Source organism: Novosphingobium guangzhouense (genome assembly GCF_002896965.1).
In the GTDB taxonomy this organism is placed as follows: domain Bacteria; phylum Pseudomonadota; class Alphaproteobacteria; order Sphingomonadales; family Sphingomonadaceae; genus Novosphingobium; species Novosphingobium guangzhouense.
This window is the reverse complement of record NZ_LYMM01000001.1, coordinates 388,825-399,200: the sequence shown is the minus strand read 5'-3', so window position 1 is coordinate 399,200 and position 10,376 is coordinate 388,825. Positions and strand designations below refer to the sequence as shown.

Annotated in this window: 10 protein-coding genes; 5 read left to right on the top strand and 5 right to left on the bottom strand. The window is 64.8% G+C overall.

The annotated features are described in order from the left end of the window. Positions 1 to 310: 310 nt before the first annotated feature. From A8V01_RS01540 to A8V01_RS28015, 3 genes are all read right to left on the bottom strand, one after another. Positions 311 to 1,366, bottom strand: a complete 1,056-nt coding sequence (locus A8V01_RS01540) for a mechanosensitive ion channel family protein (RefSeq protein ID WP_103094168.1) — start codon at positions 1,364 to 1,366, stop codon at positions 311 to 313. Next, positions 1,351 to 2,565, bottom strand: a complete 1,215-nt coding sequence (gene metC / locus A8V01_RS01535) for a cystathionine beta-lyase (protein ID WP_103094167.1) — start codon at positions 2,563 to 2,565, stop codon at positions 1,351 to 1,353. The genes A8V01_RS01540 and metC overlap by 16 nt, the downstream gene beginning before the upstream one ends. An 87-nt stretch (positions 2,566 to 2,652) precedes the next feature. Next, positions 2,653 to 3,939, bottom strand: coding sequence for a hypothetical protein (locus A8V01_RS28015; protein ID WP_146037156.1), 1,287 nt, complete (start codon positions 3,937 to 3,939; stop codon positions 2,653 to 2,655). Between the two features lie 144 nt (positions 3,940 to 4,083). Here A8V01_RS28015 and queF point away from each other — a divergent pair, with 144 nt between their 5' ends. Then, entirely contained in the window at positions 4,084 to 4,551 is a 468-nt protein-coding gene (queF, locus tag A8V01_RS01525) for a preQ(1) synthase (protein WP_103094165.1), read from the top strand. A gap of 73 nt (positions 4,552 to 4,624) precedes the next feature. Here the strand turns inward: queF and A8V01_RS01520 are convergent, their stop codons facing one another. Continuing rightward, the gene (locus A8V01_RS01520) at positions 4,625 to 4,897 is read right to left on the bottom strand and encodes a hypothetical protein (protein WP_103094164.1); all 273 of its coding nucleotides are present in this window, start codon (positions 4,895 to 4,897) and stop codon (positions 4,625 to 4,627) included. A gap of 130 nt (positions 4,898 to 5,027) precedes the next feature. On the opposite strand from A8V01_RS01520, the gene A8V01_RS01515 reads away from it, so the two are divergent. Then, complete coding sequence (locus tag A8V01_RS01515) at positions 5,028 to 6,587, top strand: carbon-nitrogen hydrolase family protein (protein ID WP_103094163.1); 1,560 nt, start codon at positions 5,028 to 5,030, stop codon at positions 6,585 to 6,587. 129 nt (positions 6,588 to 6,716) lie between these two features. Beyond that, on the top strand, positions 6,717 to 7,454 hold the full coding sequence (locus A8V01_RS01510; protein WP_103094209.1) for a GntR family transcriptional regulator: 738 nt from the start codon (positions 6,717 to 6,719) through the stop codon (positions 7,452 to 7,454). Positions 7,455 to 7,461: 7 nt separating this feature from the next. On the opposite strand, the gene A8V01_RS01505 is transcribed toward A8V01_RS01510, so the two are convergent. Further along, positions 7,462 to 8,400: an SMP-30/gluconolactonase/LRE family protein gene (locus A8V01_RS01505; protein WP_103094162.1), complete on the bottom strand. Its 939-nt coding sequence runs from the start codon at positions 8,398 to 8,400 to the stop codon at positions 7,462 to 7,464. A gap of 166 nt (positions 8,401 to 8,566) precedes the next feature. On the opposite strand from A8V01_RS01505, the gene A8V01_RS01500 reads away from it, so the two are divergent. Together A8V01_RS01500 and A8V01_RS01495 are read left to right on the top strand one after the other, a co-directional pair. Beyond that, positions 8,567 to 9,511 carry a hydroxyacid dehydrogenase gene (locus A8V01_RS01500; protein WP_103094161.1) on the top strand — a complete coding sequence of 315 codons (945 nt, stop codon included), beginning with the start codon at positions 8,567 to 8,569 and terminating at the stop codon, positions 9,509 to 9,511. Next, positions 9,508 to 10,230 (top strand): 4-carboxy-4-hydroxy-2-oxoadipate aldolase/oxaloacetate decarboxylase, encoded by a 723-nt coding sequence (locus A8V01_RS01495; protein ID WP_103094160.1) that lies wholly within the window; start codon positions 9,508 to 9,510, stop codon positions 10,228 to 10,230. The genes A8V01_RS01500 and A8V01_RS01495 overlap by 4 nt, the downstream gene beginning before the upstream one ends. The last annotated feature ends 146 nt before the right edge of the window (positions 10,231 to 10,376 follow it).

Genomic DNA, 10,376 nt, shown 5'->3' with positions numbered 1-10,376 from the left:
CATGTCGATCACTCCACGACCCTCCGACTGGCAGCCGGAAGGCAGGAAAACATGGGTCAATTCTCAGCGGAAACTTATAGCCTTCCCGGGTCACTTCTCAGTGGCAATCAACACCTAGCGGGCTTCCGCGCCGCATCGGCTGCTTTGATCGCGGAAATCGTCAATTGGGTCTTGGTAGCCATCTCGCCCCCGGTATCCAGAAATTCGGTATCCAAATAGTATCCAAATCGTGTGCCAAGGGTCGATAAGGGTAAATTTGGATACCGACAAGCCTTTCCGGGGTGGACTTGATCAGTTGGGTATACGGCTGTCAGGTAGGAGGTGTGACGTCCTGATTGGAGCGCAGCGCTTCGATCAGTTCGCGCATCGTTTCGGTATCGCGCAAGTTGATGTCGCGCTGGGGGAAGGGCACCTTGATTCCGTTGTCCCTCATGAGCCTCCAAAGGCCTTTGAGCACGTCGGACCGCACATTTCCGGTGCCTTCCTCAGGGTCAGTGATCCAAACGTGGATTACGAAAGCGACTCCGTTCTCTGCGAAGCTATCGAGCCAGACGGTCGGCGGCGGAGCCTTGAGCACGCGTTTAACCGCACCAGCCGCTTCCAGCATCAGCTTCTCGGCAAGCTCGATATCGGAGGCGTAGGGGACCACGACCGGCACTTGGATACGCACGTTCTTGGATGAATAGGACCAGTTCTCCACCTGATTGATCATCAGGTTCTCGTTCGGGATCAGGTATTCCTTCTGGTCACGTGTGGTGAGCGAGACGGCGCGGATGCCGATGCGGCGGATCTGGCCGAAGGTGTATTGGCCGCTCTGGTCCGCGATGGCGATCACGTCTCCGGGCTTGATGGACTTGTCCATCAGCAGGATGATCCCGGCGATCAGGTTGCCGAACGTCTTCTGCAGGCCGAAGCCGATGGCCAGGCCAAAGGCTCCGGAAAAGACCGTCAGCGCCGTCAGGTCGATGCCCAGCACGTCGATGCCGACGAGGATCGCGATGATCCAGATGAACATGCTGGTCATCTTTTCGGCCAGCAACCGCTGCGTCATGTCCAGCCGCGTCGCGCGGGCGAGCACCCGGCTGGACAGACGGCTGGTCGCCCAGGCCACGGAGATAACCAGCACCAGCACCGTGATGATTACGGTCATATCCCATAGCGACAACCGGCTGCCGCCGACCTGTACTGCCAGCTTGTCCAGCGTGTCGACGATGTCGCCGATCGTGTCGCTGCGCGCGGAGACGACGTTCTTGATCCCCTCTGCCCCTGCGACGGGCTCGGGATGTTCGATCACCACGGCGGTGGCCGTCGCGGTGGGCGACGGGCTGGCCGTTGCGGTAGGGAGGGCGCTCAGCGGGGCTGCCATGCGTCCAGAGCCTGTTCGATGTCTGCGATGAGGTCTTCTGGCGCTTCAAGGCCGATGGCAAGGCGCACTCCATGGCGATCCCCTTCGCCACAGGGGGCGGGCGGCCAGGTCATGCGGCTGCGGTAGGCCGATGGTTCGATGGGGATCGCCAGGCTTTCGAAGCCGCCCCAGGAATAGCCTATGCCGAACAGCGTCAGCGCATCGATGAAGCGGTTGCGCGCGGCCGCATCGCCGCCACGGAACACGAAGCTGAACAGACCGCAACCGCCGGTGAAATCGCGCCGCCACACGTCATGCCCCGGCGCGCCGGGCAGCATCGGGCAGAGCACCTGGGCGATTTCGGAGCGGGCGGCCAGCCACTGCGCCACGGCCAGCGCGCTTTGCGTTTCGTGAGCAAGTCGCAAGTGCAGCGTGCGCAGGCCGCGCAGGGCCAGCGCCGCATCGTCGGGAGAGACGACATTGCCCAGCTGCTGCGCGCGATTGCGCAGCTTTTCGTAAAGCTCTGGCCCTGCGCTGGCGCTGCCCATCATGAGATCCGAATGACCGCCGACATGCTTGGTCAACGCCATGATCACGATGTCGATCCCGTGGCGCAGCCCGGCAAAGCCCAGGGGACTGGCCCATGTGTTGTCGAGCATCGAGATCGCGCCCTTTTCGCGCGCGATGGCGGCCAGCGCGGGCAGGTCGCACATCTCCATCGACAGGCTGCCCGGCGCTTCCAGCAGCACCGCGCGGGTACGCTCGCAGAAGGCGGCGCGATAGGCGTCAAGGTCCAGCGGGTCGAAGAAGCGCGGTTCGATGCCGAAGTCGGTCAGCAGACCCTTGCCCATCGATCGGGTGGGATCATAGGCGTTGTCGCTGATCAGCACCACGTCGCCCGGGCGCAGAACGGCAAGCATGGCTCCGGCGATCGCGGCGACGCCCGATGGGTAGAGCACGGTGCCCGCAGCCCCCGGTTCCAGGGCGGTCAGGGCATCGGCCAGCGCCCATTGGGTGGGCGCGCCGCGGCGGCCGTAGAAGAAGCGCCCGTCCTCGTTCGTGCGCGGTCCCTGTGCCAGTGCTGCGGTGTTTTCGTAAAGATGCGTGCTGGCGCGCCAGACGGGGGGATTGACCACCGGCCCGGTCCATTCGCTGCGCCGCCCCGCACCGACGATCCGCGTGGCGTCGGACAGGTCTTCGGGCGCTTGCTTGGTGCTCAATGTCGTCTCCGCATGTGGGGGAGCGCTGACCCTAGGCGAATTCTGCGCAGAGGGGAAACACCCCTGTGCTGCCCTTGCGCAGTCGGTTCATCCCGCCGCGACCCGCCGATCGTCCGGCATGACCGGATAAGCCCGCGCTGCCGTCACTTCCCGCGCGGCAAGGTCGCGAAACTCGTTGGGGCCGGTATCGAGCCGCAGCGGAGCCAGTGCGGTGTCACCCTCGATACCCAGCGTGAAGACCCGGCGAACCGGGGACGCGTCATCGCCGAACAGCGCGCAAAGGCGCAGTAGCGGCACGAAGAACGAGGCATTGCCCCGCTGCAACGGCCGAATCGCGTTGAGCGGCAGCAGCACTTCGCCGGTCAGCGACACGCCTTCGCCGGCAGCCAGCGCCGGGATCGGCTTGAGCGCAGCCAGCGCTTCCGGCGGGGGGGCAAGCTGCTGTTCAGGCGGGATGGAGCCGTGCGCGCCGGTCATGTCCCCGATCAGCTGCCCGGCCGGCAGAGCTTCTGCGGCCGTTACGGTGATGCGATAGCGCAGCGTGGCGTAGACCAGCGAGAGGCGCATACCCAGCGGCTCGAACGCGATCTGCGGGCCGGTGTCGGCGGAGGCGGGAGAGGAAGGAACGGGCGGCGGTGCCGATGGCGCAGGGGGCGGCGTGAACGTCGGCTGGGGTACGGCGGAGGCCGCCTCTGACCTTGCTTCGGGGCGCGGCGCTGGGGGTGCCACGGGGGCGGCTTCGGCCTCGACGTATTCGGCATCTTCTCCCTGCGGACGCTTGCGCCGCAGGAGGAACGCCAGTGCGCCCAGCACCAGGAGCAGCACAGGCACCGCCCATGACCAGACCGGCCAGCCCTGCGCTGCGGGCACTGGTGCCGGAACCGTTTCCGGTTCGGCCGCCGATGGAGCAGCAGGCGCGCTGGTCGCGACTTCGGCGGGAGCGGTCGGTTCAGCCGAAGTTGCTGCGCTGGGCTCGGGCGCGGGCTCGGCGGAGGCGCGCGGGCTCGGCGTGGGCGACGGCGTTGGGGTGGGCGTAACGGCAGGCGCGCGAGTGGCCGCAGGGCGTGGCGGCGGAGCGGCGATGGTGGGCACCGCATTGGGTGCACGCGTGGCAATGGGTGCAGGTGCCGGCGCAGGGGTCGGCGTGGTTACAGCTGTCGGGGCTTGCGGCGCGGTACTGCCCGGCCGGACCACCGGGTTCTGGGCATCCACTGGGCCTTGCGCGCGCGAACGGCTTTGCGTTTCGGTGGGGTCTGGAAGGCTCCAGGTGCCCCCTGATTGCCCGGTGGACTGGGCATGCGCAGTCCCGCCAGCATTGGCAACAAGCGCGGCTGCCAGTGCCGCGCGCGCGATGATCGAATTCGTACCCCTCATGATTGCCCCGTTTTCGCCTGACCGCGTGTGAACCGCGCGTTAATGTCGCACGTCCGCGCGCCGGTACGTGCCGCATAGTCGCCGGTTGCGCGCGCTTTCGCGATCGGCCTTGCCATCATGGTGGCTTGAAGGCATTGCCGGAGCATGACCGACATTCCTGACAACTCCCTTCCCCTCCACCTTGGCCAGCAGACGGGTCTGCCCGCCTCGCCCGAGGAGGCCGTGCTTGATTACGTGCCCAACCCGCGCGTCGGCAGTCTTTACCTTGTTCGCTTCGCAGCGCCAGAGTTCACTTCGCTGTGCCCGGTTACCGGCCAGCCTGACTTCGCGCATCTGGTAATCGATTATGCGCCTGAAGCGACGATCGTTGAATCGAAGAGCCTCAAGCTTTTCCTCGGTTCGTTCCGCAACCATGGTGCGTTCCACGAAGACGTGACGGTTGGGATCGGCCAGCGCCTGTTCGACGAGATGAAGCCTCGCTGGCTGCGTATCGGCGGCTATTGGTATCCGCGCGGCGGCATCCCGATCGACGTGTTCTGGCAGTCTGATGCGCCGCCTGCCGGTCTGTGGGTGCCCGATCAGGGCGTTCCGGGCTATCGCGGCCGGGGCTGATCGGCTCCGGGCCTTCGAAAAGATCAGGCTGGCGACAAGATCACGCCGGGGGGCAGGCGGTCGACTGTGGCCGTCAGAACCCCGCACCGGCGAATCGGGTGCCGTTGACCCGCGTTAGGTCGATGGTGCCCTTGCCGATCGATGCCATCTGGCGGCTTGTCAGGCATTGGGCATAGACGGTGGGTGCCTCGGCCTTGCGCGCAGCTTCGGTGTCCAGCGCCTCATCCAGCCCGGCGTTGCAGGAATTGCGCGTCTCGTATGTCTGCACGGGCGTCTCCAGACGCTGGCAGGCCGTGCCGTCGTCCGAACAGGCGAACAGGGCTAGGGCGTAAAGGGTTGCGCTCATGGGGCAGTCTCCTTTCAGGGAGAACAACGGTCCGGGCACCTCATGTATCCCGCCAATCCAAGAAAAATGAGTCCGTTCAAGACGATTACGGGCTGGAACCTTCCGCGCTGCGGTGCGTAAAACAGCGCTCATGGACCAGACCAAAGCCAAGCTCATCATCCGCGAAGCCAGCGTCGCGGACGCTGCCGCCATCGCGCGCCTCTCCGTCAAGGTCTACGGCAAGGCCGATGCCTTTACCCGCGCTGAAATCCGCGGGCAGGTGATCAATTTCCCCGAAGGCCAGTTCGTGGCCGAATATGAAGGCAAGGTCGTCGGCCACTGTGCGACGATGATCGTGACATCGGACCTCGCCTTCAAGCCGCATACCTGGGAGGAAATCAGCAATGGCGGCTATGGTCGCCCGCCCGCGCCCGAAGGTGATGTGCTCTACGGGTTCGAGGTTTGCGTCGATCCCGATTACCGCCGCCTGCGCATCGGCCAGCGCCTTTATCGCAAGCGGCGCGAGGTGTGCCAGTATTTCGAACTGAAGGGCATCGCCTTCGCAGGCCGCATGCCCGGCTATTATCGCCGCAAGCGCGCCTACCCCGATCCGGCCGACTACGTGCAGGCGGTGCGCGAAAAGAAGATCCGCGATCAGGTCATCAATTTCCAGATGAACGAAGGCTACGAGCCGCGCGGCATCCTGCCGGATTACATCCCAACAGACCGGGAAAGCGGCGGCAATGCGGTGCTGATGTACTGGACCAACCCGCTGGCCCCGCTCGATACCGGCAAATCGGTGCCCGGCCTGAAAGAGCGCGTTCCCTCCAGCGTACGCGTGGCGACCGTGCAGTTCCAGATGCGCAAGATCGACACGATCGACGAATTCGAGGCCCAGGTTGAATACTGGATCGACGTTGCCGCCGATTATGAAAGCGACTTCGTGGTCTTCCCCGAACTGTTCACGCTGGAACTGCTCTCGATCGAGGAAAAAAAGCTGCAGCCGGTCGAGGCGATCGAGAAGATAGCGGAATATACCGAGCGCTTCGTCGAGTTCATGCAGCGCATGGCTGTCAGCTATAACATCAACATCATCGGCGGATCGCACCCCACCCGCGTCAAGCTGGGCGGCGGCAAGAGCGAGATCCGCAACATCGCCTATACCTTCCTGCGCGATGGCGCGGTGCACGAAACGCAAAAGTTGCACCCCACGCCCTCCGAACGGCGATGGTGGAACATCAAGGGCGGTTACGGCGCCAACGTGATCCCCACCGACTGTGGGCCCATCGGCGTGATGATTTGCTACGACAGCGAATTTCCCGAACTGGCGCGCCACCTCGTCAATCAGGGGGCGCTGATGCTGTTCGTGCCGTTCTGCACCGACGAGCGGCGCGGCTATCTTCGCGTACGCTACTGCGCGCAGGCCCGTGCGGTGGAGAACCAGTGCTACGTCGTCACTTCGGGCGTTGTCGGCAATCTGCCGAATGTCGAGAACATGGACGTTCACTACGCGGAAAGCGCCATCCTGACGCCCAGCGACTTCCCCTTCGCGCGCGACGGTGTGGCGGCGGACACCGCGCCTAATACCGAGACGATCGCGATCTCCGATCTCAGCCTCGACGCGTTGCTGACGGCGCGCCAGTCCGGCGCGGTGCAGAACCTCAAGGATCGGCGTTTCGACCTCTACCGGGTGGAGTGGGCGCAGCACTGAGCGGAGCCTGCAGGGCGCTTTGGTGCGCCTGGGTGCGCTTGTGGTACGTCTGGGTGCCGCTATGTCCCTCTATGCGCGGGCGTTTTGACCGGCTATCGGGGGTGAATGTATCCAATGCAGGGGTCGGCGATGACGATAGACAATGCTGTTCCGCAGGGGGCGGCAGGCCAGCGCGTCGCCGATGTCCTGGCCGAACGTATCCTTTCCGGCGCGCTGCCACCCGGCTCCCGGATCAAGCAGGATGAACTTGCGGACGAACTTGCCACCAGCCGCATCCCGGTGCGCGATGCCCTGCGAATCCTGGAAGCGCGCGGCCTTGTTACCATGCGGGCCAACGCCGGTGCGCGCGTCACCAGCCTGACGCGGCGTGATCTTGAGGTGTCCTATGAGATACGCGAACGCATAGAGCCGCTGCTTCTGGCCGATAGTGTGCCTCACCTGACTGACGCGGATCTTGCGGATTTGCGCGCGGTTATGGCGCGCAACGAGGAAACCGTGGACGTTGACGAAGCGATTGCGCTGGGCCGGGAATTCCACTGGATCACCTACCGTCGCCATTCGACGCCGCTGCTGGCGCAGATCGTCGAGAGGGTGTGGGATACCACGCAAAGCTACCGCCGGGCTTACATGAAGCTGGCGATGGCAAGCGCTGCAGATGGCGGCAATGGTGGCGGGAGCGGCGGCGCCAAGACCGGGGGCGCGCGCACGCACGACCTTGAGCACCAGCTGCTCTACGACGCCATCGCCAAGGGGGAAATCGAGACGGCGCAGGCGGCGCTGGTCATGCATATCCGCCGCACCCGCACCGGCCTTGTACGCTACGGGCACTTGCTAGGCGATGGAGCGCCCACGCTGGCGGTGGATTGAGCCGGTCCTAGATCTGCGTGGTGAAGAGCGGCCGTCCAGCCACCGGCATTTGTGCCCGGTAGACCGTGCCGGTGCTCGATTCGGTGAAGAACAGCCATCGGTTGTCCGGCCCGCCATAAGCCGCGTTGGTGGTGTAGCGCCCCTCGGGCACGTCGATCCGCAGCATCGGCTCGCCCCGGTCGGAGAACAGCCAGACCGCGCCGAAACCGACATGGCAGACCACGAGGTTGTCGTTCTCATCGATGGTGAGGCCGTCCGGGCCGGAGCCGCCGGATAGCTGGATATACGTGCCGACCTTGGAGATGACTTCGGCGCCGGGCTCTCCGGTTGGGTTCACCAGCGGGCAGCGCCACACGGCGTTCGCGCGGGTGACGGCAAGGTAAAGTGCGGTTTCGGCGCGGTTGAGCACAAGGCCGTTGGGGCTGGGGATGCGGTCCAGCATCAATTCGGGGCGGCCGGTTCCTGCTCGTACGCGGAACAGGCGGCCGTTGGGGTTCTGCCAGCCCGACTGCCCCTGATCGGTGAACCAGATATCGCCGTTGCGCGCGATGGTCAGGTCATTGCAGCCAAGGAAAGGCTCAAGCAGGTAGCGGTCCAGCCCGGTTTCAGCCTTGCCGGTGGCGACGTTGCAGATAACCATGCCCTTGTGATGGTCGGCCACCAGCAGGCGGCCGTCGTTCAGGAATTTCATGCCGTTGGGCTGGCCGTCATATTCGAAGCCAAGCTCGCAGGTGCCGTCCGGCGCGATACGGAACAGCCGGCCCCAGGGGATGTCCGTCACCCATAAATTGCCAGCGTCATCGAACACCGGCCCTTCGAGAAACACCGGCGCGGCAGCGCCATGAAGCTGGACCTGCGCCCACTGTGTCGTCTCGCCGAAGCGGCGGAACTTGTCGGGGATGCGGCAGAACACTTCGGCCATGACGCTAGGCGGGGCTGCGAACATCGTCCTCTCCTTTATATTCATCGCCGGGACGAAAATTTCCCGATCGGATACATCGTATTGCCTTGGAACGATATCCAAACTTGACGATCTGGCAAGTAAGCCGCAACACCAGGGCATAAGATCGTCCCGATGGTATACATCGCGGCCTAGGTTAGAGGATACTGAATTGCCAGTCCGCGAATGCGTCTGCATCATCGATCCGATCCATCCGGTGGGGGTGGAGCGCATTGCGACGATGCATGATGTCATCGGTCCTGACGATCCGCGCGTAAGCGAAACGAGCGTTCTGGTCATCCGCACGAGCCCGCTGGGGCCTGATATCTTCGGGGCGATGCACGGGCTCAAGGCTATCGTGAAGCATGGCGCGGGGGTGGATAACATCGCGATTCCCGCCGCAAGTGCGCAAGGCGTGATGGTGGCCAATACCCCCGGCGGCAACAATTCCACCGCCGTCGCCGAAGGTGCGGTAGCGCTGATGCTGGGACTTTTGCGGCGCACGCGCGACATGGATGCGCTGGTGCGCGAAGGGCGCTGGGCCGAGCGCTGGGGTATCCGCCTTGGTGACCTTACTGGCGCGCGGGTGGGCCTGATCGGCTTTGGCCGCATCGCGCAGCGGGTGGCCCGGATTTGCAGCGGCGGCTTCGGGTGCGAAGTTCTCGCCTGCGATCCGCTGGTTCCCGCAGCCGACATGCGCGCCGTCGGGGTAGAGTCCGCCGACTTGCCCGGGGTTCTGGCCTGCGACGTGGTGAGCATCCACGTGCCGCTGACAGAGGGTACACGCAACCTTGTCGATACGGTCGAACTGGCGATGATGAGCCCGCATGCGATTCTGGTGAACTGTTCGCGCGGCGGGATCGTCAACGAGGCGGCCCTGGCAGAGGCGCTGCGTTCCGGGCAGATCGCCGGGGCAGGTATCGACGTCTTCGTGAACGAGCCTCCCGAGCCCGATCATGCGCTGTTTGGCCTGCCCAACTGCCTGCTGTCCCCACACGTCGCGGGCGTGACGGAGGCGGGGATGCGGGACATGGCGCTGCATGTGGCAGCCGTCATCGATACTGTCAGCCGCGGCGAAGTGCCCGCAACGCTGCTCAACCCGGAGGTTCTGCCGTGACCGTGCCTACCCGCTCCGTGATCTACGCCAAGGTTGACCGTCCCGACCCGGCACTTGTTGCAAGGGCGACAAAGTTCGGGATTGCGGACCTGCACGAAGGGCTGGGAGAAATTGCGGGGCGGATGTGCCTGATGAGCCCGATGATGGCGCCGATCGCGCCGGGGCAGAAGGTGTGCGGCCCGGCGGTGACGGCATGGAACTTCCCGGGAGACAATCTTGCCATCCATGCCGCCCTGTATACGGCTCAGGCGGGCGACGTGCTGGTCCTGACCAACGGCGGCGGGCATCAGGGCGCGCTGTGGGGCGATGTCGCCTGCTCTTTCGCGCAGAAGAAAGGGCTTGCCGGAACCGTGGTTCACGGCGCCACGCGCGATGTCGATGCCATTCGCGCGCTTGGTTACCCGGTCTGGGCCACGGCCGTTTCGCCTGAGCATCCCAAGAAGCGCGGCCCGGCGGCGGTTAACGTGCCGCTGGTGGTCGATGGGGTGACGGTGGAGCCGGGCGACGTGATCGTCGGCGATTCGGACGGCGTGCTGGTAATTCCCAAGGCATTGCTGGAACTGGCCGTCACCAATGCGGAAAAGCGCGCTGCCGCAGAAGTGGAGTTCCGCCGCCGTATCGCGGACGGAGAAATCCTGTTCGACGTGCTGGGAATGCGCGCGCTCGTCGCCGATCTGGGAATAGAGATCAAGGACTGCACCTGGGAGGAGGACCGCTAAGGTCCATGCAGGGGCCGGGGCCGCATCATGCGGTTCCGGCCTTCCCCTCCGTCCGGCATCGGCAGGAGCGGGAAAATCGTTGCCGCACTGCACAATCTCTCTTGCCGCAACGCGGGCCTGTGCTAGCCATACCATCATAGGAACGG

Excerpts from the sequence above, each read along its gene's own strand:
- A8V01_RS01540 (WP_103094168.1), bottom strand. The coding sequence starts at position 1,366 with ATGGCAGCCCCGCTGAGCGCCCTCCCTACCGCAACGGCCAGCCCGTCG.
- A8V01_RS28015 (WP_146037156.1), bottom strand. The coding sequence starts at position 3,939 with ATGAGGGGTACGAATTCGATCATCGCGCGCGCGGCACTGGCAGCCGCG.
- queF (WP_103094165.1), top strand. The coding sequence starts at position 4,084 with ATGACCGACATTCCTGACAACTCCCTTCCCCTCCACCTTGGCCAGCAG.
- A8V01_RS01520 (WP_103094164.1), bottom strand. The coding sequence starts at position 4,897 with ATGAGCGCAACCCTTTACGCCCTAGCCCTGTTCGCCTGTTCGGACGAC.
- A8V01_RS01515 (WP_103094163.1), top strand. The coding sequence starts at position 5,028 with ATGGACCAGACCAAAGCCAAGCTCATCATCCGCGAAGCCAGCGTCGCG.
- A8V01_RS01510 (WP_103094209.1), top strand. The coding sequence starts at position 6,717 with ATGACGATAGACAATGCTGTTCCGCAGGGGGCGGCAGGCCAGCGCGTC.
- A8V01_RS01505 (WP_103094162.1), bottom strand. The coding sequence starts at position 8,400 with ATGTTCGCAGCCCCGCCTAGCGTCATGGCCGAAGTGTTCTGCCGCATC.